Here is a 25,875-nt window from a genome sequence, read left to right on the forward strand (position 1 = left end):
CTTGAGCTCAAGACAGGAAGCGCCGTTGGCGCTTCCAGCAATGGGCTCATCACGTGTCGCGCTCCCCGCCCGGGCCACCGGTCCTGGTGGTCCGGGCGTTCGGGAGTCGCTGCGGAGCGCCGCTCAGGCCGCGGACGGCAGGTTGCGCGCCGGGTTGGCCGGGTCGATCCCGGCCTCGGTGAAGCGCTCGACGACGGTGCGCTCGGCCGTGTCCGGGGTGTCGGAGCTGTCGACCAGGGCCGTGGCGAGCACGCTGGCGCGGTGCTGGCCGAAGCTCAGGCCCTGCCGGCCCGAGTGGGGGTCGGTGGGCTCCCAGGCCGTCGCGATGCCGGGGCGCAGCTCCTCGACGAAGGAGGAGGTGTCGGCGCCGATGCCGGGCAGGTCCCCCAGCGCTGCGGCGAGTTCGGGAGCGACGGACGCCAGTTCGCCGTCCAGGTAGACCACGAGCGCGTCTCGCCGGGGGTAGAGCTCGGGCGCGGACAGGACCTTCGCCCGGTACGGCAGCCCACGCTCCTCCAGGAAGGACAGGGCGGCCCCCCATACCCCGATGGCGTCGTCGACGTTGGTGACGTTCACGTAGAGCCGCAGGACGTCTCGGCCCCCGCGGCGCGGCGTCGAACCGTCGACCAGGAAGAACCCCGGCGACAGGCCCGGCCGTGCCGAGGGCATCCGCAGCCTGACGACGTCCCCGGGCCTGACGCCCGAGGCCTTCACCTCGGCGTCGGCCGGCTGCCGGTCCACCGCGGCGAGAACGCCTTCGGGCGCCCAGAAGCGGACGCCTTCGCGTTCCACCAGCACCCGGGTGTTGCCCTTGTCGTCCTGCTCGGCCCCGGAGCGGGCCACCGCACTGGTGGTGATGTCCGCGTGCGGCACGACCGCGGCGAACCGGGCCTCCAGGGCCGGGTCCCGCAGCCGCGTCGGGATCTTGGCGTCCTGCTGCCCCGAGTGGAAGACGTCGTAGATCGCCTCGGAAAGGATCCGGCGCAGTTCCCGGGGCGTCTCAGCCTCGGTTTCCCGTTCCCCGACCCGGGCCGCCGAACGGTCCGCCGAGACGTTTATGCGCCGCATTACCTCAAGTACGTCCGGCGATAGCATCGCAACATCCCCCCGTCCTTGCGTCGTCACGCTACTTTCACGTCCCCGAATCCGAGTGTCAATGAAAATTTCTCCGGATTTACGACCGCCGCACGGCCGACGCCGGCCGCTGCACGCTGAATGCCGGTAAGCCGGGAGGAGGACAGGGCGCCCGCGACGAGCCGATCCAGCAAATGCCATCCGGCGAATGCCGTGGCCCGTACGGCGAGGCCGTCGTCCACCTGGGGCCGCACCGCCCTGTAACCCTGCCAGAATTCGGCCACCAGAGGAAGGAGACGCTGCATCTTCTCAACACCGCGCTGAATTATCAATTCGTGCGTGAATTCAACGTCGATGAACACATCGTCACCCCTGTTGGTCACGACGTCAAGGACCGATCGGTAAATCCATTCACCCGCGAAAGCACCGACGTCACGCGCCGGATCAGCCAGCCGGAATTCTTCCCAGTCGGCGACGTAAATGGCATCCGGATGCACGAGCAGCTGGTCGACACGGAAGTCGCAGTGCGAGGGCACGCGCGGCGACGACCGCTCCATGTCACGCAGCCGCTCCAGGGCTGCGATCAGCACGGGGTCACCCTGGAGGAGGCGCCAGGCCTCCAGCTCACCGGCACTGGACTTGGCGTAGACGGACATGGGCAGCCCGCGCAGGAACGGCACCGGCGGGAAGGGCGGCGGCTCGTCGTCCAGCTCTGCGGAATGCGGCGGAACAGCCCCGTGCAACTGCCCGATGATGCGCCCGATCCGGTGCGCGTGTTCCCCCGTGAATACTTCGTCCACCATCAGTTGCGCACCGTTCTGCGCGTCGACGATGCGTTCGAAGGCCACCACGTTGTGCTCGGTGTCGCTGCCCAGCAGAACCGGCCGATGCAGTTCGGGCGGTCGGGCGGCGGCGGCGAACTCCTCGAATGCGAGCATGCGCCGCATTCGGGCCCGCACGTCGGGAGCGGCCCCGGTCAGACGTTTGACGAAAACCTCGGTCCCATCAGCGGTGAGGCCGGCCCAGGCGTCGTTCCTGCCGATGGGAGAGGTGACCGAGTCTCGCACGAAGGGCCCCACCCCGAGGTCGACGAGGAGTTTGTCGACCTCCGGAGTGGCGTCCAGATCCACGGGCGCCACTTCTTTTTGCATGACAGCCACCTACTTCTCCCCTCAAGCACAAGAATTGATCCCTGCGGGCACCACGAAGCACTGCACAGGACAGCGCAGGATGGCGCACGCAAAAGGACGGCCGAGACGGCGGAGTGCCGTATCAGGGGTCCACTGGGAAAAGAACGGCCGGGCGGGTTCTGCGCGTCGGCGACCGGCGGCGGATTCATTCCTGCCGGCCGGCGCAGAGGTCAGCGCGATCGTTCGTGGAAAGGAAGGCGCACTGGGGCGCCGTAAAAGATGCGCTCCGGATCAGCCGGAGACGCGGGCACCGATCGAAGCGGTGCGAAGAAGAGCGGGACTATTGACGTCAACGCCCATGAAAATTTTCGTGCGATGCACTTTTCGTTCCCCCGTTGTTCATCGAGGACTGGTCCGCACCTCGACTGATCAGCACCGTATGCATCCTGCATCCACATCCGCAAGACGACGATCCGGTGTGTGACGCACGCCACTTTCCAATCCTGCAAGACGAGCTGTCCAGATCGGGATCAAAGCTGTTCAACCGGCACGGATCGCCTCCAGTTGGGGTCCGGAATCGGCGTTGCGCGCCTGCCTGCAAGGCCTGAATGATCAAGGCGTGCGACCTCGGGTAACCTGACGCGGTCGACGTCGACCAGCGGCCGAGCTGCCCCTCCGCCGCGCGGCGACCGCTGCCCGAACACGCGCATGTGAATGCCGGTCACTTCTGCCCCGCACAGCGGCTGTGCCGGCATTTTCCAGCCGATTTATGAGCTACACGATTCAGCCATACGTTCCCGTTCCGCGCGCGCCGCGGGCAGTTCCCGGCCGGCACGCCGGGCGGACGGAGTGCGGGTTGTGTGAAGAGATCTCTCCAACCGGCGGGTTCGGTGCAAGGTTCGCCGCCCCTGCGGGCGGCCACGGCGCCGGCGACGGCGACAGGTAGGGCCGCGCGGCCGCCACGCGAAACGGCGAAGCCGGGCAGCGCGTGGTGCGCTGCCCGGCTTCGCCGTGCGTATCGGTGGGGCCGGTGCGGGTCAGACCGTGCGGCGGCGGCCCTGGCCGCCGGTGCCGACCCGGCTGCGGGCGGAGGCCGCCGCGGCGCCGCCGCCGGAGCCGCCCGCGCCGCGTCGTCCGCGCTCGCCGGATCCGGTGGCCGAGCCGCCCTGACCTCCCTGGCCGCCGCGACGGGCCTGGCCCGCGCCGGAGGCCGCCGGGGCCTGCCCGGAGCCTGCGCCGGAACGGCGTCCGCGGCCGCCGGCCGCCGGGGCGCCGCCGGTGGCGGAGCCGCCGCGTCCGCCGCCCGAACCCGAGCGGCGGCGCGAGCCGGAACCCGAACCGGAGCCGGAGCCGGAGCCGCTGCGCGCCTTCGGCGCGGGCTGCTGCGGAACCTCAAGCACCACCGGGATGCCCGAGGGCTCCTTGGCGCCGGTCAGCCGGGCCAGCTCCTCGTCGGAGGACTTGATCTGCGCGGTGCGCGGGGAGATTCCGGCGTCCGACATCAGCCGGGTCATGTCCCGCTTCTGGTCGGGCAGGACCAGGGTGACCACGCTGCCGGACTCGCCGGCCCTGGCGGTACGGCCGCCGCGGTGCAGGTAGTCCTTGTGGTCGGTGGGCGGGTCGATGTTGACGACGAGGTCGAGGTCGTCGATGTGGATGCCGCGCGCCGCGACGTTCGTCGCGATCAGCGCGGTGACCTCGCCCGTCTTGAACCAGTCCAGGGTGCGGTTGCGCTGCGGCTGCGAGCGTCCGCCGTGCAGGCCGGAGGCGCGCACGCCGTCGGCGAGGAGCTTCTTGACCATGCGGTCCACACCGCGCTTGGTGTCCACGAACATGATCACCCGGCCGTCGCGAGCGGCTATGCGCGTCGCCACGGCCTTCTTGTCGGTCTCGTCCATGACGTACAGGACGTGGTGCTCCATGGTGGTGACCGCGCCGGCCGACGGGTCGACGGAGTGGCCGACCGGGTCGGTCAGGAACATCTTGACGAGCTTGTCGATGTTCTTGTCGAGGGTCGCCGAGAACAGCATGGTCTGGCCCCCGGGCTCGACCTGCTTGAGCAGCGCGGTGACCTGCGGCATGAAGCCCATGTCGGTCATCTGGTCGGCCTCGTCGAGGACGGTGATCGACACCTGCGAGAGGTCCGCGTCGCCGCGGTCGATGAGGTCCTTCAGACGGCCGGGGGTGGCGACGAGCACCTCGGCGCCGCGGCGCAGCGCGCCCGACTGCCGGTTGATCGACATGCCGCCGACGACGGTGGCGATGCGCAGGTTGACGGCCGTGGCGTACGGGGCCAGGGAGTCGGTCACCTGCTGCGCGAGCTCACGGGTCGGTACGAGGACCATCGCGAGCGGCGCCTTCGGCTGCGCCCGGCGGCCGGCGGTACGGGCCAGCAGCGCCAGGCCGAAGGCCAGCGTCTTGCCGGAGCCGGTGCGGCCGCGGCCGAGGAGGTCGCGTCCGGCGAGCGAGTTGGGCAGGGTCGCGGCCTGGATGGGGAACGGCTCGGTGACGCCCTGGGCGGCGAGGGTCTTCAGCAGCGCCTCGGGCATGTCCATGTCCTCGAACGCGGCGACCGCCGGCAGCGCCGGGACGGTCGGCTCGGGCATGGTGAATTCCTGGGGCCGGGGGGCGGGTGCGGACTTCTGCCGTCCCGCACCAGCCTTCGGACGCCCCTGGGCCGCTCCTCGTCCCCGGGTGGGGCGGCGGCTGGGTCGTGCGGAGCTGGAGCTGGTCATGCGAGAAAGCCCTCCTGAAACCGGCAGGTAAAACAAAGGTCGAGACAGCAGACAAGCCGGGGCCCGCACCTCTCGGTGCGGACCCCGGCATGCTGAAGGAATTAGGCGGGGATGATGTTCTCCGCCTGGGGGCCCTTCTGGCCCTGCGTCACGTCGAAGGACACGCGCTGGCCCTCGGTGAGCTCACGGAAGCCCTGGGTGGCGATGTTCGAGTAGTGGGCGAAGACGTCCGGACCGCCGCCGTCCTGCTCGATGAAGCCGAAGCCCTTTTCCGAGTTGAACCACTTCACGGTGCCAAGTGCCATTTTAAATCTCCTGAATAGGCGGCAAAGGGCCCCATCCGGAGATTCCGGCAAAAAAACAATAAAAGCGCCTGAGGAACATTCCCGTCAGGCGCACATAAAGTTCATGGGTACCACAACTGCAACGGTCACTAAGCTAGCACACCTCGGTCCCGGGGTGCGGACGGGTGGGTGTGACCTCCGCCCCCCGTGCTACGCGAAGGCTCCTGGTGGCGGTGGCGACGGCCCGCCGCCTGGGTGGCGGCGGGCGCCCCGGCCGGACGGGGACTACAGGCGTTCGATGATCGTCACGTTGGCCTGGCCGCCGCCCTCGCACATCGTCTGGAGGCCGTAGCGGCCGCCCGTGCGTTCCAGTTCGTGCAGGAGCGTCGTCATCAGCTTGACGCCGGTCGCGCCCAGCGGGTGGCCCAGCGCGATGGCGCCGCCGTTGACGTTGACGCGTTCGGGGTCGGCGCCGGTCTCCTTCAGCCAGGCCAGGACCACCGGGGCGAACGCCTCGTTGATCTCCACCAGGTCGATGTCGGCCAGTGACATGCCGGTCTTCTTCAGCGCGTACGCCGTCGCCGGGATGGGGGCGGACAGCATGCGGATGGGGTCCTCGCCCCGTACCGACAGGTGGTGGATGCGGGCCCGCGGCCGCAGGCCGTGTTCGTGGACGGCCCGCTCGGAGGCGATCAGCAGGGCCGCGGCGCCGTCGGAGACCTGGGAGGAGACCGCGGCGGTGATGGTGCCGCCCTCGACGACCGGCTTCAGCGTCGCCATCTTCTCCAGGGTGGTGTCCCGGCGCGGTCCCTCGTCCGCGGTCACGTCCCCGTAGGCCACGGTCTCGCGGGCGAAGCGGCCCTCGTCGATCGCGCGTACCGCCCTGTGGTGGGAGCGGAGCGCGAACTCCTCCATGTCCCGGCGCGAGATCCCCCACTTCTCGGCGATCAGCTGGGCGCCGTGGAACTGGTTGACCGGGGCGTCGCCGTACCGGGCGCGCCAGCCTGCGGATCCCGCGTAGGGGCCCTCGGTGAGGCCGAGCGGTTCGGCCGCCTGCCGTGAGGCGAAGGCGATCGGGATCATCGACATGTTCTGGGTGCCGCCGGCGACCACGAGGTCCTGGGTGCCGGAGAGCACGCCCTGCGCGGCGAAGTGCACGGCCTGCTGGGAGGAGCCGCACTGGCGGTCGACCGTGACCCCGGGGACCTCTTCGGGCAGGCCGGCGGCGAGCCATGCGGTGCGTGCGATGTCCCCGGCCTGCGGGCCGACCGTGTCGAGGCAGCCGAAGACCACGTCCTCCACGGCGGCCGGGTCCACCCCGGACCGTTCGACGAGTTCTCTGAGGACGTGCGCGCCGAGGTCGGCCGGGTGGACGGCGGACAGGCCGCCTCCGCGCCGCCCCACGGGGGTGCGCACGGCGTCGACTATGTAGGCCTCGGGCATCGGGACTCCTCAGACGGTCGGACGGTCGGATCCGTCACGTGGGGCGCAGGGCGATCCCGTCCAGGACCATCGACAGGTACTGGCGGGCGATCTCGTCGGGGCTGTGCTGTCCGCCCGGCCGGTACCAGGACGCCGCCACCCACACCGTGTCGCGCACGAAGCGGTAGGTGAGGCGGATGTCGAGGTCGGCCCGGAAGACCTTGGCGGCGACCCCCCGTTCCAGCGTCCCCAGCCAGGCCTTCTCGAACTTCTGCTGCGAGTCGGACAGGTAGTGGAAGCGGGGCTGGGCGGAGAGGGTGCGAGATTCCTTCTGGTAGATCGCGACGGCGGCGCGGTGCCGGTCGATCTCGCGGAAGGACTCGGTGACGAGGGCCTCGATGGTCTCCCGGGGGCCGAGTCCGGCGGCGAGGACGGCGTCGTAGCCCTCCCACAGCTCGGTCAGGAAGGCGGAGAGGATCTCGTCGAGCATCGATTCCTTGGAATCGAAGTGGTAGTAGAGGCTGCCGGCGAGCATCCCGGCGGCGTCGGCGATCTTGCGGACGGTGGTGGCGTTGTAGCCCTGCGCGGCGAAGACTTCGGCGGCGGTGTCGAGGAGTTCACGGCGCCGCTCGGGCGAGGGCGTCACCTGTGGTTTCTTCTTCGCTGTCGGCTTGGCTTCGCGCTGGGCTGCCGGCTCGGTGTCCGGCTTGTTCGTTGGCACGCGCCCATTGTCGGACACCCCCTTACGGGTGCTGACTGCTGACGGACACCGTCTCGCCCGTCATGTACGACGAATAGCCGCTGGCCAGGAAGACGATGACGTTGGCGACCTCCCAGGGCTCGGCGTACCGGCCGAAGGCCTCGCGGGCGGTGAGTTCGGCCAGGAGTTCCTCGCTGGTGACCTTCACCAGGTGGGGGTGCATGGCCAGGCTCGGCGCGACCGCGTTGACGCGTACGCCGAACTCCGCGGCCTCCAGGGCGGCGCAGCGGGTGAGCGCCATGACGCCGGCCTTGGCCGCGGCGTAGTGGGCCTGGCCGCTCTGGGCGCGCCAGCCGATGACGGAGGCGTTGTTGACGACGACTCCGCCCGTGCCGGAGGCACTGAAGGAGCGCAGTGCGGCGCGGGTGCAGCGGAAGGTGCCGTTCAGGGTGACGTCGAGGACGCGGGTCCACTGTTCGTCGGTCATGTCGACGAGGGCGGCGGTGCCGCCGAGTCCGGCGTTGTTGACGACGATGTCGAGGCTGCCGTGGGTCTGCTCGGCGAGCGCGAACAGGGCCCGCACCTGGTCCTCGTCGGTGACGTCGCAGGGCAGGGAGACGACGCGGCCGGCCCCGAACTCGGCCGTGAGGGCGTCCTCGGTCTCCTTCAGCCGGCGGGCGTGGGCGTCGCCGATGACGATGCGGGCGCCCTCCTCCAGGAAGCGGCGGGCGGTGGCACCGCCGATCCCGGCGCCCGCGGCGGCGGTGATGACGGCGGTGCGGTCCTGCAGCAGGTGGTGGCCGGCGGTGTACCGGGGCTCGTTCATGCGAACTCCTCGACGCTGCTCATGCCCGTACGTTAACCTACCAAACACTTGTTAGGGAAGTGACGGCGTTCGAGGAGGCGGGCACCCGATGGACCTGACCCAGACGGCGGACGTGGAGGCCTTCCGGGCCGCGGCGCGCGCCTGGCTGGCCGACCACGTACCCGCCTCCCCCCTGCCCTCGCTGGAGACGCGGGAGGGCTTCGCCGCGCACCGGGAATGGGAGGCGCGGCTGCACGCGGACCGCTGGTCGGTGGTGTCCTGGCCCGAGGAGTACGGCGGCCGGGGCGTCGACCTCGTGAGGTGGCTGGTCTTCGAGGAGGAGTACTGGGCGGCGGGCGCGCCCGGCCGGGTCTCGCAGAACGGCATCAGCCTCCTCGCGCCGACGCTCTTCGACCACGCGACGCCCGAGCAGCGGGCGCGCGTGCTGCCGCCGATGGCGAGCGGCGAGGTGGTCTGGGCACAGGCCTGGTCGGAGCCGGAGGCGGGCTCGGACCTGGCCTCGCTGACGTCGCGCGCGGTCCGCACGGACGGCGGCTGGCTCCTGTCCGGGCAGAAGACCTGGTCCTCGCGGGCGGCCTTCGCGGACCGGGCCTTCGGCATCTTCCGCACCGACCCGGACGCCCCCGAACGGCACCGGGGTCTGACGTACCTGATGTTCGACCTGAGGGCGCCGGGGGTGACGGTGCGGCCCATCGGCCGCCTCGACGGCAAGCCGGCCTTCGCGGAGCTGTTCCTGGACGAGGTCTTCGTGCCGGACGAGGACGTGATCGGGGAGCCGGGTCAGGGCTGGCGGATCGCGATGTCGACCACCGGCAACGAGCGCGGCCTGACCCTGCGCTCCCCCGGCCGGTTCCTTGCGGCGGCCCACAGGCTGACCGCCCTGTGGCGGGAGCAGGGGGATCCGGCCGACACGGCACTGCGCGACCGGGTGGCGGACGCGGTGGTCGGGGCGCGCGCCTACGAGCTGTTCACCTGGGCCGGCGCCTCCCGGTTCGCCGCGGGCGGCGCCGTCGGCGCCGAGTCCAGCCTGAACAAGGTGTTCTGGTCGGAGTACGACATCGCCCTGCACGAGACGGCACTGGACCTGCTGGGCGCGGACGCCGAGCTGGCGGACGGCGAGTGGGCCGAGCCGTGGATCTTCTCGCTGGCCGGGCCGATCTACGCGGGAACGAACGAGATCCAGCGCGACATCATCGCCGAGCGGCTGCTCGGCCTCCCGAAGGGCCGCCGCTGATGCGTTTCCTGCCGACCGACGAGCAGTCGGACTTCGCCCGTACGCTGCGCTCCCTGCTGGGCACGGCTCAGGTCCCGGCCGCCGTACGGGCCTGGGCGGACGGGGAGTACGGGCCCGGGCTGGCGCTGCGGTCCCGGCTCGCGGGGACGGGCCTGTTCGCGCTGGCCGCGCCCGAGGCGTACGAGGGGGCCGGCCTGCTCCCGCTGGAGCTGTCGCTGGGGTTCGTGGAGCTGGGCCGGGCGGGGGCGCCGGGGCCGGTGGTGGAGAGCGCCGCCGCATCGGTACTGCTGTCGGAGCTGGGGGACGAGGCGCTCGCCAAGCGGTTCCTGCCGGGCCTGGTCGCGGGCGAGGCCTGGGCCACGCTGACGCTGCCGGGCGAGAGCGGCGGGGGGCCGTACGCCCTGGACGCGGACGCGGCGACGTACTGCTTCACCGTGTCGGGGGCGGGCGAGCTGCGGCCGGCCGCCCCGGGCGACGCCCTGCGGTCGACCGATCCGGCCCGGCGCCTGTCGCGCCTCGCACCCGCCGGGGGCGAACCGCTCGCGGCGGGACCGGCGGTGGCGCGGGCGGCCCGGGCGGCCGGGCTCTGGGCGCGGCTGCTGACGGCGGCCCAGTGCCTGGGCGTCGCCGAGGCCCTGCTGGAGCGGACGGTCGGATACGTGAAGCAGCGCACGCAGTTCGGGACGCCGATCGGCTCCTTCCAGGCGGTCAAGCACCGGCTGGCGGACACCCTCGTGGCCCTGGAGTTCGCGCGGCCGCTGGTGTGGGCGGCGGCGCTGTCACTGGCCCCGGGCGACGTGGCGGCGGCGAAGCTGCGCTGCGGCGAGGCGGCGTACCGGGCGGCCATGACGGCGCTCCAGCTCCACGGTGCGGTCGGCTACACCGAGGAGCTGGACCTGTCGCTGTGGCTGCGCAAGGCACGCCCGCTGCGGGACGCGTGGGGCACGCCGTCGGCCTGCCGGGCGGAGGTCCTGCGGTCCCTCACACCCGGGCGACGTTGAGGCTGACCACGTAACTCTCCTCGACCGTGCCGTCGGGGAAGAGCGGGGCCAGCTTCTCCCGTTCCGCGGCGAAGTACGCGCGGGTGCCTGCCTCGCCCAGCATCAGGAAGGCGGAGTGGCTGGCGAGGTTGGCGAGGTGCGCGTCCAGCGCAATGCGCCGCGACCAGCGCACGGAGCGGGTGGTGAACCCGCCGAGCCCGAGGGGCAGGGTACGGAAGCCGGTCCCCTGCTTCGCGCCGAAGAAGTCCGCCAGGCGGGCCTCCTGTTCGGCGATCCAGGGGACGGTGAGGTCCGCGTCGTTCCACCAGATGGCGAGCGCGCCGCCGGGGCGCAGCACGCGGCGGGCCTCGGGGACGGAGCGGGCCGGGTCGGTCCAGTGCCAGGCCTGGGCGTAGGTGAGGAGGTCGAACGCGCCGGTGGCCAGCGGCAGTCGGTCCCCGTCCCCGCGCACGATCGGGATCCCGGGATGCGCCCGGCGCAGCTGCGCGGCCATCCCGTCCCCGGGTTCCACGGCGACGACCTCGGCTCCGCGCTCGTGCAGCAGGGCGGTGGCGATCCCGGTGCCCGCGCCGACGTCGGCCACGCGCGCCCCGGCGAGCGGGCGACCGGTGAGTTCCTCGACGGCGTCGAGGAGGGCCGGCGGGTAGCCGGGCCGGTGGGCGGCGTAGGAGGCGGCTGCGGCGTCGAAGGAACGGGCGCGTGTCGTCATGCGTCCATTGTTTTCGATCACAAGGACAAAGCAAACAAGATCGAGGTATCAGGACATGCGCAGGACCATCACCGCCGTGACGCTGTGCGCCGGGGCGGCGCTGCTGCTCACCGGCTGCGGGAGCGCGGAGCCGAAGCCGGCCCCGGAGGGCGGCAAGCAGCAGCCGCAGCCGGCGGCCTCGAAGGACCAGGGCCAGGGCCCCGCGCCGGCCCCGGCCGCCGGCGGCGGCGGGGCGAAGCACGAGGTGACCCTGGAGGTCGGCGGTACGGGCAGGACGGCCGTCATGTACAGCGGCATCGGCAGCGGCTTCGAGCAGCAGACACTGCCGTGGACGAAGTCGGGCACCGCCGAACTCACCGCAGCGGAGCAGAAGGTGGGCTACCTGGTGAACGTCGTCCCGGGCACGATCACGGGCGCCGACGGCAAGCTCCGGCAGGCCCCTTGCACGATCAAGGTCGACGGCAAGGTGGTCGCGGAGAGCGACGGCGTCACGAACGCGAAGGGCTGCTCCTACATGATCAAGTAGCCCGCAGGGGCGGTCCTCCCCGCGTCGCCGTCAGGTCCGCGAGCGGCGCAGGGAGATCCGGAGCAGCAGGACGCTCTGGAACAGGAGGAGCGCACCGGTGCCGGTCGCCTGCCACAGCGGCCGGTCCGGGCGCCCGCCCGGGGACCACGCGGGCCCGTCGGGGTCCATCGTGACCGTCAGCCGTGCACCGACCGCGAGGTCCATCGTCACCGGGCCGGGCAGATCGCGGCCCGCCTCGGTGCGCAGGCGAAGCGACGGGGACGCGGCCGAGCCGTCCTGCACCGTCGTCCGCTGCACGACCACCGCCACCTGCTCCCGGCCCCGGTCGTGGAGGACGTGCCGGTCCCAGGTGATCCCGCCGAGGACCGCGACCCCGACCGCGGTGAGCGCCACTGCGGTGCGGGCGACGAACTCGGCGTCGGTTCCGTGCGGTACGGCCGCGCCGGCGACGAAGACGGCCAGCAGGACCGGGACCCAGGGGCCCTCCGGACCGCGCAGCAGCCAGATCGCACCGAACTCCACTGCAAGGACCAGGCAGTTGCGCAGGACCGCTCCGGGCAGTCTCCGTATCCGATCAGCCATGGACACATCATGCCCGGGGGCCGGGGGCCGGGGGGCGGGGGCCGTGGGCCTGGGCCTGTGCCTGGGCCGCAGGGTTTCCCGCCGGTCAGGCCGTCGTCATCCCCCCGTCGACCGTGAACTCGGCGCCCGTGACGTACGAGGACGCGTCCGAGCAGAGGAAGAGGACGAGCTCGGCGACCTCCTCCGGCCGCCCGATCCGCCCCAGGGGCAGGTGCGACCAGTCCCGGCCCTCGACCGCGCCGGCCACCATCGGGGTGTCGATGGCCCCCGGGTGCACCGAATTCACCCGGATCCGGTCACCCGCCAGGTCCAGCGCCGCCGACCGGGTCAGCCCGCGCAGCCCGAACTTGGTGGAGCCGTAGGCCGCGTGGCCCGGTATCCCGACCAGTCCGGCGGTGGAGGAGACGTTGACGACGGAGCCGCCCCCGCCCGCCCGCAGCACCGGGGCCACGGCCTGGATGCCGAGGAAGGGCCCCAGCAGGTTGACCCGCAGCAGGACTTCGAAGTCGTCGAGCCGCTGCTCCTCCACGTGGGCCGTGCGCCACAGGGCGGCGTTGTTGACCAGCGCCGAGACGGTGCCGAAGGCGCGGACCGACGCGGCGACCACCGTCGCCCAGCTTTCCGGGTCGGCCACGTCGTGGCGGACGTACAACCCCTGACCTCCCAGCTCCGCGGCGACGGCCCGGCCCTCTTCCTCCCGGACGTCGGTGACCACGACCCGCGCGCCGGCCCCGGCGAAGAGCCGCGCCCCGGCGGCACCCTGGCCGCGTCCGGCGCCGGTGACGATGACGACCTTCCCGTCGAGACCGGTGTGCGCCACGAGACCCCTCCCCCATATGCCTAATAGCCATACTTCTAGCAGTCACACCCGGCAGGGGGAAGAGTGCCGGGGGACCCGGCGGCCCGGTCGTAGACTGCGCTGCGTGGCCGACGAGACGAACAAGCGCACGCTCCCCACGACCGGCTGGGCGGTGCTCGGACTGCTCTCCTTCGGGGAGGAACTCTCCGGCTACGACCTGAAGAAGCGGTCGGACCTCTCCCTGCGCTTCTTCTACTCCAGCCCGTCCTTCAGCCAGATCTACAGCGAGCTCAAGCGCCTGGAGAAGGCGGGCTACGCGACCTCGCGCAGGATCGGCCACGACACCGGGACGCGCGACAAGCGGGTGTACCGGATCACCGAGGAGGGCCTGGCGGCCGTACGGGAGTGGGCCCGGCAGGCCCCGGTCGACCCGCCGGTACTCAAGCACGGCCCGATGCTGCGCCTGTGGCTGGGCCACCTCCTGGAACCGGCACAGATGCGCGAAGTCCTGCTCCGGCAGCGGGACTTCGCGGAGGACATGCGACTGCGCGCGGCGGCGGACGCGGAGGCGGCCCAGGCTGATCCGGCCTGGGCGTACCCGGCGGTGACCCTCAAGTGGGCCGAGCGGTACTACACCTCCGAGCGCGACCTGGCGGCCGCCATGCTCGACGACATCGACGAACTCGACGGGCGCGACCAGGGTCAGTCGATCCGCTGGCCGTCGTAGCTGCCACCGACGCAGATCCACGAGTCCTGGGTGGACTCGTACTCCACCGATCCTCTGCCGTCGATGCACGTCTGCCCGTCGACGGTGGGCACGGCGGCAGCCTGTACCGCAGGAGCCAGTGCGCCGGACACGATCAGGAGAGCGGCGGCGATGGCTCCGGGGAGTCGTGTACGCATCAGGACCTCCATGCATGGACGAGGCGACACGGTCGTCACCAGCCTCGCCCCCCGCCCTGGCCGGATGCGCACCCTATTACTCCATTCGAGTGACGGCCGAGCCCCCGCATTGCACGGGAGTCGCTCCTGGGACACGTGCTCCAGCGGCATTCGTCCGAGTACGGGCGCAGGCTGGCGCCATGGAGAACAAGCCCGCTGTGGTCGTGGGGCCACCGGATGACATCGGCTTGCGCAAAGTCGTGGTGGACGGCAAACCCGTGGGCAAGGTGTGGAGCGCGCACGAGCTGCAGAACGCCCTGAAGCGTGCCGGTGTGGCCCCCGAGTACGACATCGAATGGCGCGGCGGAGACGGCACCTCCTGGCCGGCCCGCAGCTGGGGACGCCGGATCACCGGCGCCGTCATGGCCGTCGGTTTTCTGGCCAGCGCCGCAATGTGCGCATGGATAGGCGTGAAGGACTCCCTCGACGCCCTGACCTTCGCCGGCCGGGTGACGGGCTTCTTCTTCCTTTTCATGACCGTCGTCGAATTGATCGCTTTCGTGGCCGTTTTCGACTACTGGCGCAAGCGGAGAACGAGGCACTCGGGTCCGGCCCTCCTGTTCGGCGCACTCGTCCAGCTCTTCGTCGGCTCCGTGCTGCTCCTGATGTACCTCGCCAACAGGGAGAGGCCGACGGACCCGCAGTGTCTGGCCCTCTTCGCCGGCCTCGTACTCAGCGCCTCGTGGAGCCTGTGGGTGCTCTGCCGCCGCCGGGTGTGGTCGGTGCTCCACAACCCGGGGCGCATCGCGATCGGGACGATCATCTCCACCCTCCTCGTCGTCACGAACCTCGCGTACACCCAGGTCTATCTCCCTTCCGTATCGCGCCCGCTGGTGCAGGGTGCGGCTGAGATCGGGATGCCGAGTCTGAACAGGGACGGAACGAAGATGTACGTGCGGGTCCGTCTGCACCTCAAGAACTCCGGCCAGGTCCCGGTCCACATCCTCGGCAGCATCTATTGGATACATGCCAAGCTCGCGAGCGACCCGAAAGACAAGTACAAACTGATCAAACCCGGCGAGCTGGTCCAACCGCCGGGGAGGGAGCTGAACCCGGAGGAGGAGATTTCAGAGGACGTGGTCGTCGAGATAAAGAATCCCGAAAAACTCGACTACGAGGCGGTGACGGCCCAGGTCTCGGCCTACGCGTTCAGGCAGGACAGGATGACGATGAACACCGACTTCGGAAGATCCGGCAAGTGGCGGGGGAAACTCAAGCGGGAGGGGAAGGACGACGACCCCCCGGGACCCCTGCCGGCCGACAAGGACTACGTCAGATACCAGTCCGACATCTCCCAGAGCAGTGAGCTCCTGAACCTGACGCGCGGCAGGGAGCGCGTGACGGTCTGGTGGCTGTACCGAAACAGGCCGGTCGTCTACGTCAACGTCACGAGTCCTGGCGAGAAGAAGGCCTTCAACATCGCCGATCCCACGGGGCAGAGACGGGATGTCGATCGATACGGTCTGGCGTTCGTGCGTGGCTCGATGGCCCAGACACCGTACCCGCAGCTCCTGAAGGAGGCGCAGGCCCAGCGCCCCGACTGACCCCGCCCCCGAAGCCTTCGGCATACCCTCGCCCCATGACGAGCAGCGCCATCAGCCTCCGCAAGGTCGAGGAGTCGGCTCCGGCCCTCGTGAACCTCTACAAGAGCGCCGGAACATCCCTGCGCAAGCACGGCATGGAGGGCGGACGTGCCGCCGTCTACCTGGTCCTGGACTACTCCGGGTCGATGCGCCCCTACTACCAGGACGGCAGCGTGCAGGCCCTCGCGGACCGGGTGCTCGGCCTGTCCGCGCACCTGGACGACGACGCCCGCGTGCCGGTGGTCTTCTTCTCCACCGAGGTCGACGCGGTGGAGGAGATCTCCCTGGCCGGACACGAGGGCCGGGTCACCGAGATCGCCTCCCGCCTGGGCCACATGGGCAAGACCGCCTACCACGCGGCGATGGACGCGGTCATCGACCACTACCTGGACTCGGGATCGACGACCCCCGCCCTCGTCGTCTTCCAGACCGACGGCGGGCCGATCAACAAGCTCGCGGCCGAGAAGTACCTGTGCAAGGCGGCCCGGATGCCGCTCTTCTGGCAGTTCGTGGGCTTCGGCAACACCCGCAGCACGCAGTTCGACTTCCTGCGCCGGCTGGACGAGCTGCCGGTCCCGGCGAAGCGGCCCGTGGACAACGCGGGCTACTTCCACGCGGGCCCCGACCCGCGCACCGTACCCGACGGCGAACTGTACGACCGCCTCGTCGGGGAGTTCCCCGCCTGGCTGGCCGCGGCACGCGGTGCGGGCATCGTGCGCGCCTGAGCCCGGCCCGCCGGTGCCCGCGCTTTGATGGACGTATGACGCACACCAGTTGGGCAGTCTTCGAGAAGGCGGAACCGGATTTCGCGGCGGCCGTCCAGGCCCGTTTCGCGCAGTACCCCCACCACGTCCTGGCCACCCTCCGCAAGGACGGCTCCCCCCGGGTGGCCGGGCTGAACGTCGACATCCGGGGCGGGGAGCTGTGGCTCGGCATGATGGCCGGCTCGATGAAGGCCAAAGACCTCCAGCGCGACCCGCGCTTCGCCCTGCACACCAATCCGGGCGAGGGCGAGACCATGCCGGACGGGGACGTACGGATCTCCGGGCGCGCCGTGGAGCTCGTGGACCCGCCCGAACTGCACCGGTACGCGGAGGAGACGGAGACCCCGCACCCCTTCCACCTCTTCTACGCCGACCTGACGGAGGTCGTGCACATCGGCATCGAGGGTGACGACCTGGTGGTGCGGTCGTGGGCGCCGGATCACGGGCTGCGCACCCAGCGCCGGGGCAACGACGACGAACCGCCGCGCGAGGACCCGGCGCCGGAGGACGAACCCGGCGGCGGCGGGGTCCCCGCCGGGGGCGAGTAGGGTCGACGGGAACGGCCGAAGCCAGTTGCGTTGGCTTCGGCCGCCCCTCGTCGCCCCGCTCCCCCGGTCAGGCCGTCCGGCGGCGCAGCCACCAGGCACAGAACCCGGCGAGCAGCCCGGACAGCGCGAGGAAGATCCCGGTCTCGATCCACTGGAAGGTCCAGTAGCGGTCGGCGGGCTGGTAGTCGACCTCTATGTGCAGGTCGGACTTCGCGAAGCAGTCGAAGGGGTCCGTCTTCGGATCGGCGCAGCCCTTGTAGCCGCGGGCCTCGTTGCCGGCGGGGTCGAGGACCGCACCCGGATCGGACACGACCCAGACGCCGGGCCGCAGCACGCCGACCCGCATCTGGAGGCCGGTGACCGCGAGGAATATCGCGCTCGGCTGGAAGGGCGACCGCCCCGACTTCTACCGGCAACCCTCCCGCAGTCACACGCCCTTCAGCGGCTACGACTGGGACGCCGGCCTGATCGCCGTCAACGAGGACGAGGTCGCGGTCTTCTGGAACTTCCAGAACACCTAGCGGGCCTTCACGCCCCGGATGAACGAGGACCACACACCGGCCGGGAACACCAGGACCGGGCCGGTGCCGGTCTGCTTGCTGTCGCGGACGGGGACCAGGCCTGGGAGGTCGTCGGAGACCTCGACGCAGTCCCCGCCCTCACCGTTGCTGTACGAGGACTTGCGCCAGGACAGGCCGTTCACGTCTGCGCGCATGTCGCGTACTCCTCCGCCACCGACTCGATCAGGGTCAGGGACACCTCCGGCGACAGCGCAGCAGCCCTGGCAAGATCGTAGGACCTCCAGTAGCGCTGAACCAGGGCCGGATAGTCGAGCAGCTGCCCGGCGTGAGGACCCTCCGTATAGGCCACGTCGGGCGCGTCCGAGAACTGGATGATGCGCACCAGCGAATTCAGGGCCCCATGGGCACCAGCCGAGAACGGCACCACCTGAACGGTGATCCGATGGGCTCGGGCGTACGAGGAGATGCGCCGCAACTGGGCTGCCATTACAGCAGGCCCCCCGACTGTCGTCCGCAGCACCGACTCGTGGAGGACCACCCACACCTCGGGGGTCTCCGGATCGACGAGGAGCCGTGCCCGTTCGATACGTGCCGCGACCAGGGCCTCGACACGCTCACCCAGCGCTGTCGGGCTGGCGGCCCGGATGACGGCCCTGGCGTAGTCCTCCGTCTGGAGCAGCCCTGGAACCAGCATGCAGGCATATTCGTAGGTGGCCGTCGCCAGGCCCTCCAACTCGGCCACGGTGGCGAAGTATTCGATGTGCTTGGACTTGAACGCCTTCGCCAGCCGGTAGAAGTAATCTCCTGTGTTCAGCTCCCTGTCGATGAGCTTGGCGATCTCAGGGCGCAGTCGACGCCGACCGCTCTCCATCATGCCGACGTACGCCCCCGTGGCGAAGATGCGCTCGCCCAGCCCCTCCTGGGTCAGCCCCGCCGCCTCGCGCTTCCCCCGCAGCTCCTCGCGGGCGAACTCCTCCGGCGTCTGCGCCCCACCCTCGTCATTCGGCTTGGCCATGAGCCAACTCCCCGCTTCCACAGTGCCCTCGCTCGGCGAAAAGCGTAGTCCTCGGCTCACCAGCGGTTCGGCGGAACGCATTGATACGACTACACAACGCCACAGCGCCCGCCACCCCTGGTCGGGGACGTGGCGGGCGCTGTGCCGGGTGTTCCGTACGCCCTTGTACGGACCGTATGAGGGGTCCCGCCCTTCGCGAGGCGGGGGCGCTGCGGGTACCTACACGGTCAGCGAGCGGTCCGTCGGCTTGACCGGGTACGGGAGCGTGCTGGTGCCGGTCAGGAAGCGGTCCACGCCGCGGGCGGCCGAGCGGCCCTCCGCGATGGCCCAGACGATCAGCGACTGGCCGCGGCCCGCGTCGCCGGCGACGAAGACGCCGTCGACGTTGGTCGCGTAGGAGGCGTCGCGGTCGATGTTGCCGCGGGCGTCCAGCTCCACGCCGAACTGCTGGACCAGGCCGTTCGCCTGGTCGGTGCCCGTGAAGCCCATCGCCAGGGTCACCAGCTGCGCGGGGAGGACGCGCTCGGTGCCGGGCTTCTGGACGAGCTTGCCGTCGACGAACTCGACCTCGACCAGGTGCAGGGCCTTGACGTTGCCGTCCTCGTCGCCCTCGAAGTGGGTGGTGGAGACGGAGTAGACCCGCTCGCCGCCCTCCTCGTGGGCCGAGGTGACCTTGTAGAGCATCGGGAACGTCGGCCAGGGCTGGTTGGAGTTCCGCTCCTCGCCCGGCTTCGGCATGATCTCCAGCTGCGTGACCGAGGCCGCGCCCTGGCGGTGGGCGGTGCCCACGCAGTCCGCGCCGGTGTCGCCTCCGCCGATGACGACCACGTGCTTGCCCTCGGCGGTGATGGGGGGCGCCATGAAGTCGCCCTCCTGCACCTTGTTCGCGAGCGGCAGGTACTCCATGGCGAAGTGGATGCCGTTCAGCTCGCGGCCCGGGACCGGCAGGTCGCGGGAGACGGTGGCGCCGGCCGCGACGACGACCGCGTCGAACCGCTTGCGCAGGTCGGTGGCCGTGATGTCACGGCCGACCTCGATACCGGTGCGGAACTTGGTGCCCTCCGCGCGCATCTGCTCGATGCGGCGGTTGATGTGCACCTTCTCCATCTTGAACTCGGGGATGCCGTAGCGGAGCAGGCCGCCGATGCGGTCCGCGCGCTCGTACACGACCACGGTGTGGCCGGCCCGGGTCAGCTGCTGGGCGGCGGCCAGGCCGGCCGGGCCCGAGCCGATCACGGCGACGGTCTTGCCGGACAGGCGCTCGGGGGCCTGCGGGGTGACGTCCCCGTTGTCCCACGCCTTGTCGATGATCGAGACCTCGACGTTCTTGATGGTGACGGCCGGCTGGTTGATGCCGAGCACGCACGCCGACTCGCACGGGGCCGGGCACAGGCGGCCCGTGAACTCCGGGAAGTTGTTCGTCGCGTGCAGCCGCTCCGACGCCGCCGCCCAGTCGTCGCGGTAGGCGTAGTCGTTCCACTCGGGGATCAGGTTCCCGAGCGGGCAGCCGTTGTGGCAGAACGGGATGCCGCAGTCCATGCAGCGGCCGGCCTGCTTGCTGATGATCGGCAGCAGCGAGCCCGGGACGTAGACCTCGTTCCAGTCCTTCAGCCGGTCGGCGACGGGACGGGAACAGGCGGTCTCGCGCGTGGTGGTGAGGAAGCCCTTCGGGTCAGCCATTGGTCGCCGCCTCCATCATCTTCTCCGTGGTCTCGGATTCCGAGAGTCCGGCGAGCTCAGCGGCGTCCTTGGCGGCGAGCACTGCCTTGTACGTGGTCGGGATGATCTTGCTGAAGCGGTCCACCGCGACGGACCAGTCAGCCAGGAGCTTCGCGGCCACGGTCGAGCCGGTCTCCTCCTCGTGGCGGCGCACCACATCGTGCAGCCACTGCTTGTCGGCGTCGGACAGGGCCTCTACGGCGCCCGCGTTGCCGACGTTGACGTTGTGCGGGTCGAGGTCGATGACGTACGCGACGCCGCCCGACATGCCGGCCGCGAAGTTGCGGCCCGTCTCGCCCAGGACGACCGCCGTGCCGCCGGTCATGTACTCGCAGCCGTGGTCGCCCACGCCCTCCGAGACGACCAGGGCGCCGGAGTTGCGGACGCAGAAGCGCTCGCCGGTGCGGCCGCGCAGGAACATCTCGCCGCCGGTGGCTCCGTAGCCGATGGTGTTGCCGGCGATGGTGGAGTACTCGGCGAGGTGGTCGGCGCCGCGGTCCGGGCGGACCACGATGCGACCGCCGGAGAGGCCCTTGCCGACGTAGTCGTTGGCGTCGCCCTCCAGGCGGAGGGTGACGCCCTTCGGGACGAAGGCTCCGAAGGACTGGCCGGCGCTGCCGGTGAACGTCAGGTCGATGGTGTCGTCGGGCAGGCCCGCACCGCCGAACTTCTTGGTGACGTGGTGGCCGAGCATGGTGCCGACGGTCCGGTTGATGTTCCGGATGGCGATCTGGGCGCGGACCGGCTGGGCGGCCTCTGCCGATTCGGCGTTCAGCGCGTCGGCCGCGAGCTCGATCAGCTCGTTGTCGAGGGCCTTCTCCAGTCCGTGGTCCTGCTCGATCAGGGCGTGGCGGACCGCGCCCTCGGGCAGTTCGGGCACGTAGAAGAGCGGCTCCAGGTCGAGGCCCTGCGCCTTCCAGTGCGTGACGGCCTGGGTGGTGTCGAGGAACTCGGCGTGGCCGACGGCCTCCTCGATCGTGCGGAAGCCCAGCTCGGCGAGGAGCTCGCGCACCTCCTCCGCGATGAACTCGAAGAAGTTGACGACGAACTCGGGCTTGCCGGAGAAGCGGTCCCGCAGGACCGGGTTCTGCGTGGCGATGCCGACCGGGCAGGTGTCCAGGTGGCAGACGCGCATCATGACGCAGCCGGAGACGACGAGCGGCGCGGTCGCGAAACCGAACTCCTCGGCGCCGAGGAGCGCGGCGATGACCACGTCACGGCCGGTCTTGAGCTGGCCGTCGGTCTGGACGACGATGCGGTCGCGCAGGCCGTTGAGCAGCAGGGTCTGCTGGGTCTCGGCGAGGCCGAGCTCCCAGGGGCCGCCCGCGTGCTTGAGCGAGGTGAGCGGGGAGGCGCCCGTACCGCCGTCGTGGCCGGAGATCAGGACGACGTCCGCGTGGGCCTTGGAGACACCGGCCGCGACCGTGCCGACGCCGACCTCGGAGACCAGCTTCACGTGGATGCGGGCGGCCGGGTTCGCGTTCTTGAGGTCGTGGATCAGCTGAGCCAGGTCCTCGATGGAGTAGATGTCGTGGTGCGGCGGCGGGGAGATCAGGCCGACGCCCGGGGTGGAGTGCCGGGTCTTGGCGACCCACGGGTAGACCTTGTGGCCGGGCAGCTGGCCGCCCTCGCCGGGCTTGGCGCCCTGCGCCATCTTGATCTGGATGTCGTCCGCGTTGACCAGGTACTCGCTCGTGACGCCGAAGCGGCCGGAGGCGACCTGCTTGATGGAGGAGCGGCGCGCCGGGTCGTACAGGCGCTCGGGGTCCTCGCCGCCTTCACCGGTGTTGGACTTGGCGCCCAGCTGGTTCATGGCGATGGCGAGGGTCTCGTGCGCCTCCTTGGAGATGGAGCCGTACGACATGGCGCCGGTGGAGAAGCGCTTGACGATCTCGGAGACCGGCTCGACCTCGTCGATCGGGATCGACGGGCGGTCGGACTTGAAGCCGAAGAGGCCGCGGAGCGTCATGAGGCGCTCGGACTGCTCGTTCACGCGGTCCGTGTACTGCCGGAAGATGTCGTACCGGCGGTTGCGGGTGGCGTGCTGGAGGCGGAAGACCGTCTCCGGGTCGAACAGGTGCGGCTCGCCCTCGCGGCGCCACTGGTACTCGCCGCCGATCTCCAGCGCGCGGTGCGTGGCGGCGACGCCGGAGGCCGGGTACGCCTTGGCGTGGCGGGCGGCCACCTCCTTGGCGATGACGTCGAGGCCGGCGCCGCCGATCTTGGTGGCGGTGCCGTTGAAGTAGGTCTCGACGAACTCGTCGTTGAGACCGACGGCCTCGAAGACCTGGGCGCCGCGGTAGGAGGCGACGGTGGAGATGCCCATCTTGGACATGACCTTCAGGACGCCCTTGCCGAGCGCGTAGATCAGGTTCTTGATGGCCTGCTCCGGCTCCAGGCCGGACAGGAAGGTACCGGCGCGCAGCAGGTCCTCGACGGACTCCATGGCGAGGTACGGGTTGACCGCGGCGGCGCCGTAGCCGATGAGCAGGGCGACGTGGTGGACCTCGCGGACGTCGCCGGCCTCGACCAGCAGGCCCACCTGGGTGCGCTGCTTGGTGGCGATGAGGTGGTGGTGCACGGCGGCGGTGAGCAGCAGCGAGGGGATCGGCGCGTGCTCGGCGTCCGAGTGGCGGTCCGACAGGACGATCAGGCGGGCGCCGTTGGCGATGGCCGCGTCGGCCTCGGCGCGGATCTCCTCGATGCGGGCGGCGAGCGCCTCGCCGCCGCCGGAGACCCGGTAGAGGCCGGAGAGCGTGGCGGCCTTCATGCCGGGCATGTCGCCGTCGGCGTTGATGTGGATGAGCTTGGCCAGCTCGTCGTTGTCGATCACCGGGAAGGGCAGGGTGACGCTGCGACAGGACGCGGCGGTCGGCGCCAGCAGGTTGGACTGCGGGCCGATCGAGGACAGCAGCGAGGTGACGAGCTCCTCGCGGATGGCGTCCAGCGGCGGGTTGGTGACCTGCGCGAACAGCTGGGTGAAGTAGTCGAAGAGCAGCCGGGGGCGCTCGGACAGGGCCGCGATCGGGGAGTCCGTGCCCATGGAGCCGAGGGGCTCGCCGGCGGTACGGGCCATCGGCGCGAGGATGACGCGCAGCTCTTCCTCGGTGTAGCCGAAGGTCTGCTGGCGGCGGGTGACCGAGGCGTGCGTGTGCACGATGTGCTCGCGCTCGGGCAGGTCCGTCAGCTCGATCTCGCCGGTCTCCAGCCATTCGGCGTAGGGCGCGGCGGAGGCGAGCTCGTTCTTGATCTCGTCGTCCTCGACGATCCGCTTCTGGGCGGTGTCGACGAGGAACATCTTGCCGGGCTGGAGGCGGCCCTTGCGGACGACCTTGGCCGGGTCGATGTCGAGGACGCCGACCTCGGAGCCGAGGACGACGAGGCCGTCGTCGGTGACCCAGTAGCGGCCGGGGCGCAGGCCGTTGCGGTCGAGGACCGCGCCGACCTGGGTGCCGTCGGTGAAGGTGACGCAGGCGGGGCCGTCCCAGGGCTCCATCAGCGTGGAGTGGTACTGGTAGAAGGCGCGGCGGGCCGGGTCCATGGAGGTGTGGTTCTCCCACGCCTCCGGGATCATCATCAGCACGCTGTGCGGCAGCGACCGGCCGCCGAGGTGGAGCAGCTCCAGGACCTCGTCGAAGGAGGCCGAGTCGGAGGCGTCCGGGGTGCAGATGGGGAAGATGCGGTCGAGGGCGCCCTCGCCGAAGACGGTGGACGCGAGCTGGGACTCGCGGGCCTTCATCCAGTTGCGGTTGCCCTTGACCGTGTTGATCTCGCCGTTGTGCGCGACGAAGCGGTACGGGTGGGCGAGCGGCCACGACGGGAAGGTGTTCGTGGAGAAGCGCGAGTGGACCAGGGCGAGCGCCGAGGCGAAGCGGCGGTCGGAGAGGTCCGGGAAGAAGGGCTCCAGCTGGCCGGTGGTCAGCATGCCCTTGTAGACGATGGTGCGGGCGGAGAGCGACGGGAAGTACACGCCGGCCTCGCGCTCGGCGCGCTTGCGCAGCACGAACGCCTTGCGGTCCAGCTCGATGCCGGTCGTCCCGTTGCTCACGAAGAGCTGGCGGAAGGCGGGCATGGTGGCGCGGGCGCCGTTGCCGAGCAGGTCGGGGGTGACCGGGACCTCGCGCCAGCCGAGGACCGTGAGGTTCTCCTCGGCGGCGATGGCCTCGATCTGCTCCGCGGCGACGGCCTGTGCGGTGCCGTCGGCGGGGAGGAAGGCGATGCCGACGGCGTACGCGCCGGCCTCGGGGAGTTCGAATCCGGCGACCTCGCGCAGGAAGGCGTCCGGTACCTGGGACAGGATTCCCGCGCCGTCGCCGGAGTCCGGCTCGGAGCCGGTGGCGCCGCGGTGCTCGAGGTTCCGCAGAACGGTCAGGGCCTGCTCAACGAGGGTGTGGGTGGCCTCGCCGGTGAGGTTCGCCACGAATCCGACGCCGCAGGCGTCCTTCTCGTTGCGCGGGTCGTACATGCCCTGCTGGGCGGGGCGACCGTCCATGGGCGACCAGGCGGTGTTCAGGCCGGTCGCGGAGTGCGTGGATGCGGAACGCATCGGCTCTCCCGTCGTCGTCGTGGCATATGTGCATAGCCGAGGGACGACGTTGGCCCTCTGCGAAATTTCGTGCAGATTACATGATGACGACTATCCCGAGAAGCGGATATGCCATTCCAGCATGCGGACACTGCGCGAGGCAGAAAGAGGGGACTTTCGCGGCGCTCTACGGGCGGATCGCGGGGGTGTCGCGAGGTGACCCGGCATATCGCGGCGTATCGCGTGGGGCGAAGGTCCCGGTACAGGGCGGGCATCATTGCCCACCCGGAGTCCTGGTGTGATGCCCGGCGGACACGGGATCGAAACCGCCGGGTAACGGACTACTTATGTTGCGTCCTGCATAGTGTCTCACTCCCAGGCCGGTCAGCCTATGGATCCGCCGATCCAGGTTCCCAGGACGTACGTCACACCGGCGGCCGCTCCGCCGAGCAGCAGCTGGCGCAGGCCGCTGTACCACCACGACCGGGCGGTGACCCGGGCGACGACCGCGCCGCAGGCGAAGAGCCCGACCAGCGCGAGCAGCACCGCCGGCCACAGGGTCGTGGCGCCGAGCAGGTAGGGCAGTACGGGGAGCAGGGCGCCCAGCGCGAAGGACCCGAAGGACGAGACGGCGGCGACGAGCGGCGACGGCAGGTCGTCGGGGTCGATGCCGAGTTCCTCGCGGGCATGGATCTCCAGCGCCTGCTCGGGGTCGCGGGACAGCTGCATGGCGACCTCCCGGGCGAGCGCCGGCTCGACGCCGCGGGAGACGTAGAGCTCGGCCAGCTCCTCCATCTCGTCGACGGGGTGCTTGCGCAGCTGCTGCCGCTCGATGTCGAGCTCGGCGAGGACCAGCTCGCGCTGCGAGGCCACGGAGGTGTATTCGCCGGCGGCCATCGAGAAGGCTCCGGCGGCGAGGCCGGCGAGGCCCGTGATCACGACGGTCTGCGGGGCGACGGCTCCACCGGCCACGCCCGTCATGAGGGCGAGGTTGGAGACGAGCCCGTCCATCGCACCGAAGACGGCCGGCCGCAGCCATCCACCGTTGACGTCGCGGTGGGTGTGGTTGTCGCGGTGGGCGGTGTGCAGCGGTGCTTCGATGTCGATGATGGACATGCGCGTTTTCTCCCCTTGTCTCCCCATTGGTGCGAACGGACGTCGTGACACGTCCCGCTCCCCCTGAACACCTCGAAACTACGCACGATTTTCCTGGCCCGCCAGCAAGGAAGGCCGTAC

At 70.7% G+C, this 25,875-nt stretch carries 25 protein-coding genes; 8 read left to right on the plus strand and 17 right to left on the minus strand.

What is annotated here, in order from left to right:
• Positions 1 to 123 precede the first annotated feature (123 nt).
• The 7 genes from IG86_RS0130430 to IG86_RS0130460 all read right to left on the minus strand — a co-directional run bounded on the left by IG86_RS0130430 (position 124) and on the right by IG86_RS0130460 (position 8,171).
• Positions 124 to 1,068, minus strand: a complete 945-nt coding sequence (locus IG86_RS0130430) for a T3SS effector HopA1 family protein (protein WP_051785509.1) — start codon at positions 1,066 to 1,068, stop codon at positions 124 to 126.
• A gap of 53 nt (positions 1,069 to 1,121) precedes the next feature.
• Positions 1,122 to 2,225: a class V lanthionine synthetase subunit LxmK gene (lxmK, locus tag IG86_RS0130435; RefSeq protein WP_037943318.1), complete on the minus strand. Its 1,104-nt coding sequence runs from the start codon at positions 2,223 to 2,225 to the stop codon at positions 1,122 to 1,124.
• Positions 2,226 to 3,241: 1,016 nt separating this feature from the next.
• Positions 3,242 to 4,939: a DEAD/DEAH box helicase gene (locus IG86_RS0130440; RefSeq protein ID WP_030901228.1), complete on the minus strand. Its 1,698-nt coding sequence runs from the start codon at positions 4,937 to 4,939 to the stop codon at positions 3,242 to 3,244.
• A gap of 101 nt (positions 4,940 to 5,040) precedes the next feature.
• Positions 5,041 to 5,244 (minus strand): cold-shock protein, encoded by a 204-nt coding sequence (locus IG86_RS0130445; RefSeq protein ID WP_030028954.1) that lies wholly within the window; start codon positions 5,242 to 5,244, stop codon positions 5,041 to 5,043.
• Between the two features lie 264 nt (positions 5,245 to 5,508).
• A complete protein-coding gene (locus tag IG86_RS0130450) occupies positions 5,509 to 6,666 on the minus strand; it encodes an acetyl-CoA C-acetyltransferase (protein WP_030824705.1) in 1,158 nt (385 codons plus the stop codon).
• Between the two features lie 34 nt (positions 6,667 to 6,700).
• The gene (locus tag IG86_RS0130455) at positions 6,701 to 7,366 is read right to left on the minus strand and encodes a TetR/AcrR family transcriptional regulator (RefSeq protein ID WP_045936515.1); all 666 of its coding nucleotides are present in this window, start codon (positions 7,364 to 7,366) and stop codon (positions 6,701 to 6,703) included.
• A gap of 22 nt (positions 7,367 to 7,388) precedes the next feature.
• Positions 7,389 to 8,171, minus strand: coding sequence for an SDR family oxidoreductase (locus tag IG86_RS0130460; protein ID WP_030824699.1), 783 nt, complete (start codon positions 8,169 to 8,171; stop codon positions 7,389 to 7,391).
• A gap of 88 nt (positions 8,172 to 8,259) precedes the next feature.
• Here IG86_RS0130460 and IG86_RS0130465 point away from each other — a divergent pair, with 88 nt between their 5' ends.
• The gene (locus IG86_RS0130465) at positions 8,260 to 9,405 is read left to right on the plus strand and encodes an acyl-CoA dehydrogenase family protein (protein ID WP_030824696.1); all 1,146 of its coding nucleotides are present in this window, start codon (positions 8,260 to 8,262) and stop codon (positions 9,403 to 9,405) included.
• Positions 9,405 to 10,406: an acyl-CoA dehydrogenase family protein gene (locus IG86_RS0130470; protein WP_030824693.1), complete on the plus strand. Its 1,002-nt coding sequence runs from the start codon at positions 9,405 to 9,407 to the stop codon at positions 10,404 to 10,406. The genes IG86_RS0130465 and IG86_RS0130470 overlap by 1 nt, the downstream gene beginning before the upstream one ends.
• On the opposite strand, the gene IG86_RS0130475 is transcribed toward IG86_RS0130470, so the two are convergent.
• On the minus strand, positions 10,387 to 11,115 hold the full coding sequence (locus IG86_RS0130475) for a class I SAM-dependent methyltransferase (protein WP_030824690.1): 729 nt from the start codon (positions 11,113 to 11,115) through the stop codon (positions 10,387 to 10,389). The genes IG86_RS0130470 and IG86_RS0130475 overlap by 20 nt on opposite strands.
• 55 nt (positions 11,116 to 11,170) lie before the next feature.
• Here IG86_RS0130475 and IG86_RS43260 point away from each other — a divergent pair, with 55 nt between their 5' ends.
• Positions 11,171 to 11,641 (plus strand): hypothetical protein, encoded by a 471-nt coding sequence (locus tag IG86_RS43260; protein ID WP_030824688.1) that lies wholly within the window; start codon positions 11,171 to 11,173, stop codon positions 11,639 to 11,641.
• Positions 11,642 to 11,671: 30 nt separating this feature from the next.
• On the opposite strand, the gene IG86_RS0130485 is transcribed toward IG86_RS43260, so the two are convergent.
• Together IG86_RS0130485 and IG86_RS0130490 are read right to left on the minus strand one after the other, a co-directional pair.
• Positions 11,672 to 12,223 carry a hypothetical protein gene (locus tag IG86_RS0130485; protein WP_157854939.1) on the minus strand — a complete coding sequence of 184 codons (552 nt, stop codon included), beginning with the start codon at positions 12,221 to 12,223 and terminating at the stop codon, positions 11,672 to 11,674.
• A gap of 85 nt (positions 12,224 to 12,308) precedes the next feature.
• Entirely contained in the window at positions 12,309 to 13,043 is a 735-nt protein-coding gene (locus tag IG86_RS0130490) for a glucose 1-dehydrogenase (protein WP_030901234.1), read from the minus strand.
• Between the two features lie 94 nt (positions 13,044 to 13,137).
• On the opposite strand from IG86_RS0130490, the gene IG86_RS0130495 reads away from it, so the two are divergent.
• Positions 13,138 to 13,749 (plus strand): PadR family transcriptional regulator, encoded by a 612-nt coding sequence (locus tag IG86_RS0130495; RefSeq protein WP_385873554.1) that lies wholly within the window; start codon positions 13,138 to 13,140, stop codon positions 13,747 to 13,749.
• On the opposite strand, the gene IG86_RS0130500 is transcribed toward IG86_RS0130495, so the two are convergent.
• Positions 13,725 to 13,925 carry a hypothetical protein gene (locus IG86_RS0130500; protein WP_157854940.1) on the minus strand — a complete coding sequence of 67 codons (201 nt, stop codon included), beginning with the start codon at positions 13,923 to 13,925 and terminating at the stop codon, positions 13,725 to 13,727. The genes IG86_RS0130495 and IG86_RS0130500 overlap by 25 nt on opposite strands.
• 179 nt (positions 13,926 to 14,104) lie before the next feature.
• Here IG86_RS0130500 and IG86_RS0130505 point away from each other — a divergent pair, with 179 nt between their 5' ends.
• Genes IG86_RS0130505 through IG86_RS0130515 form a run of 3 tightly spaced genes read left to right on the plus strand, consistent with a single transcriptional unit; the run spans position 14,105 to position 16,859 of the window.
• The gene (locus IG86_RS0130505) at positions 14,105 to 15,508 is read left to right on the plus strand and encodes a hypothetical protein (RefSeq protein WP_157854941.1); all 1,404 of its coding nucleotides are present in this window, start codon (positions 14,105 to 14,107) and stop codon (positions 15,506 to 15,508) included.
• Positions 15,509 to 15,543: 35 nt separating this feature from the next.
• Positions 15,544 to 16,272, plus strand: coding sequence for a VWA domain-containing protein (locus tag IG86_RS0130510; protein WP_030824674.1), 729 nt, complete (start codon positions 15,544 to 15,546; stop codon positions 16,270 to 16,272).
• A gap of 35 nt (positions 16,273 to 16,307) precedes the next feature.
• Positions 16,308 to 16,859 (plus strand): pyridoxamine 5'-phosphate oxidase family protein, encoded by a 552-nt coding sequence (locus tag IG86_RS0130515; RefSeq protein WP_045936516.1) that lies wholly within the window; start codon positions 16,308 to 16,310, stop codon positions 16,857 to 16,859.
• 67 nt (positions 16,860 to 16,926) lie between these two features.
• Here the strand turns inward: IG86_RS0130515 and IG86_RS0130520 are convergent, their stop codons facing one another.
• Complete coding sequence (locus tag IG86_RS0130520) at positions 16,927 to 17,205, minus strand: hypothetical protein (protein ID WP_030824671.1); 279 nt, start codon at positions 17,203 to 17,205, stop codon at positions 16,927 to 16,929.
• Between the two features lie 10 nt (positions 17,206 to 17,215).
• On the opposite strand from IG86_RS0130520, the gene IG86_RS43265 reads away from it, so the two are divergent.
• Positions 17,216 to 17,380, plus strand: coding sequence for a hypothetical protein (locus tag IG86_RS43265; protein WP_157854942.1), 165 nt, complete (start codon positions 17,216 to 17,218; stop codon positions 17,378 to 17,380).
• Here the strand turns inward: IG86_RS43265 and IG86_RS0130530 are convergent.
• The 5 genes from IG86_RS0130530 to IG86_RS0130550 all read right to left on the minus strand — a co-directional run bounded on the left by IG86_RS0130530 (position 17,377) and on the right by IG86_RS0130550 (position 25,755).
• On the minus strand, positions 17,377 to 17,574 hold the full coding sequence (locus IG86_RS0130530) for a DUF397 domain-containing protein (protein ID WP_030901246.1): 198 nt from the start codon (positions 17,572 to 17,574) through the stop codon (positions 17,377 to 17,379). The two genes, IG86_RS43265 and IG86_RS0130530, sit on opposite strands and share 4 nt — an antisense overlap.
• A complete protein-coding gene (locus IG86_RS0130535; protein ID WP_030824664.1) occupies positions 17,559 to 18,395 on the minus strand; it encodes a helix-turn-helix domain-containing protein in 837 nt (278 codons plus the stop codon). The genes IG86_RS0130530 and IG86_RS0130535 overlap by 16 nt, the downstream gene beginning before the upstream one ends.
• Before the next feature lie 219 nt (positions 18,396 to 18,614).
• Positions 18,615 to 20,075 carry a glutamate synthase subunit beta gene (locus tag IG86_RS0130540; protein ID WP_030824662.1) on the minus strand — a complete coding sequence of 487 codons (1,461 nt, stop codon included), beginning with the start codon at positions 20,073 to 20,075 and terminating at the stop codon, positions 18,615 to 18,617.
• Positions 20,068 to 24,606 carry a glutamate synthase large subunit gene (gltB, locus tag IG86_RS0130545; protein ID WP_030901250.1) on the minus strand — a complete coding sequence of 1,513 codons (4,539 nt, stop codon included), beginning with the start codon at positions 24,604 to 24,606 and terminating at the stop codon, positions 20,068 to 20,070. The genes IG86_RS0130540 and gltB overlap by 8 nt, the downstream gene beginning before the upstream one ends.
• Positions 24,607 to 25,023: 417 nt before the next feature.
• Positions 25,024 to 25,755: a VIT1/CCC1 transporter family protein gene (locus IG86_RS0130550; protein WP_030901253.1), complete on the minus strand. Its 732-nt coding sequence runs from the start codon at positions 25,753 to 25,755 to the stop codon at positions 25,024 to 25,026.
• Between the last annotated feature and the right edge of the window lie 120 nt (positions 25,756 to 25,875).

This window comes from Streptomyces virginiae, from assembly GCF_000720455.1.
Taxonomy (GTDB): Bacteria; Actinomycetota; Actinomycetes; order Streptomycetales; family Streptomycetaceae; genus Streptomyces; species Streptomyces virginiae.

What these genes read in the sequence shown, in the direction of transcription:
- IG86_RS0130430 (WP_051785509.1), bottom strand. Translation starts at nt 1,068, where the DNA reads ATGCGGCGCATAAACGTCTCGGCGGACCGTTCGGCGGCCCGGGTCGGG.
- lxmK (WP_037943318.1), bottom strand. Translation starts at nt 2,225, where the DNA reads ATGCAAAAAGAAGTGGCGCCCGTGGATCTGGACGCCACTCCGGAGGTC.
- IG86_RS0130440 (WP_030901228.1), bottom strand. Translation starts at nt 4,939, where the DNA reads ATGACCAGCTCCAGCTCCGCACGACCCAGCCGCCGCCCCACCCGGGGA.
- IG86_RS0130445 (WP_030028954.1), bottom strand. Translation starts at nt 5,244, where the DNA reads ATGGCACTTGGCACCGTGAAGTGGTTCAACTCGGAAAAGGGCTTCGGC.
- IG86_RS0130450 (WP_030824705.1), bottom strand. Translation starts at nt 6,666, where the DNA reads ATGCCCGAGGCCTACATAGTCGACGCCGTGCGCACCCCCGTGGGGCGG.
- IG86_RS0130460 (WP_030824699.1), bottom strand. Translation starts at nt 8,171, where the DNA reads ATGAACGAGCCCCGGTACACCGCCGGCCACCACCTGCTGCAGGACCGC.
- IG86_RS0130465 (WP_030824696.1), top strand. Translation starts at nt 8,260, where the DNA reads ATGGACCTGACCCAGACGGCGGACGTGGAGGCCTTCCGGGCCGCGGCG.
- IG86_RS0130470 (WP_030824693.1), top strand. Translation starts at nt 9,405, where the DNA reads ATGCGTTTCCTGCCGACCGACGAGCAGTCGGACTTCGCCCGTACGCTG.
- IG86_RS0130475 (WP_030824690.1), bottom strand. Translation starts at nt 11,115, where the DNA reads ATGACGACACGCGCCCGTTCCTTCGACGCCGCAGCCGCCTCCTACGCC.
- IG86_RS43260 (WP_030824688.1), top strand. Translation starts at nt 11,171, where the DNA reads ATGCGCAGGACCATCACCGCCGTGACGCTGTGCGCCGGGGCGGCGCTG.
- IG86_RS0130485 (WP_157854939.1), bottom strand. Translation starts at nt 12,223, where the DNA reads ATGGCTGATCGGATACGGAGACTGCCCGGAGCGGTCCTGCGCAACTGC.
- IG86_RS0130500 (WP_157854940.1), bottom strand. Translation starts at nt 13,925, where the DNA reads ATGCGTACACGACTCCCCGGAGCCATCGCCGCCGCTCTCCTGATCGTG.
- IG86_RS0130505 (WP_157854941.1), top strand. Translation starts at nt 14,105, where the DNA reads ATGGAGAACAAGCCCGCTGTGGTCGTGGGGCCACCGGATGACATCGGC.
- IG86_RS0130510 (WP_030824674.1), top strand. Translation starts at nt 15,544, where the DNA reads ATGACGAGCAGCGCCATCAGCCTCCGCAAGGTCGAGGAGTCGGCTCCG.
- IG86_RS0130515 (WP_045936516.1), top strand. Translation starts at nt 16,308, where the DNA reads ATGACGCACACCAGTTGGGCAGTCTTCGAGAAGGCGGAACCGGATTTC.
- IG86_RS0130520 (WP_030824671.1), bottom strand. Translation starts at nt 17,205, where the DNA reads ATGCGGGTCGGCGTGCTGCGGCCCGGCGTCTGGGTCGTGTCCGATCCG.
- IG86_RS0130530 (WP_030901246.1), bottom strand. Translation starts at nt 17,574, where the DNA reads ATGCGCGCAGACGTGAACGGCCTGTCCTGGCGCAAGTCCTCGTACAGC.
- IG86_RS0130535 (WP_030824664.1), bottom strand. Translation starts at nt 18,395, where the DNA reads ATGGCCAAGCCGAATGACGAGGGTGGGGCGCAGACGCCGGAGGAGTTC.
- IG86_RS0130540 (WP_030824662.1), bottom strand. Translation starts at nt 20,075, where the DNA reads ATGGCTGACCCGAAGGGCTTCCTCACCACCACGCGCGAGACCGCCTGT.
- gltB (WP_030901250.1), bottom strand. Translation starts at nt 24,606, where the DNA reads ATGGACGGTCGCCCCGCCCAGCAGGGCATGTACGACCCGCGCAACGAG.
- IG86_RS0130550 (WP_030901253.1), bottom strand. Translation starts at nt 25,755, where the DNA reads ATGTCCATCATCGACATCGAAGCACCGCTGCACACCGCCCACCGCGAC.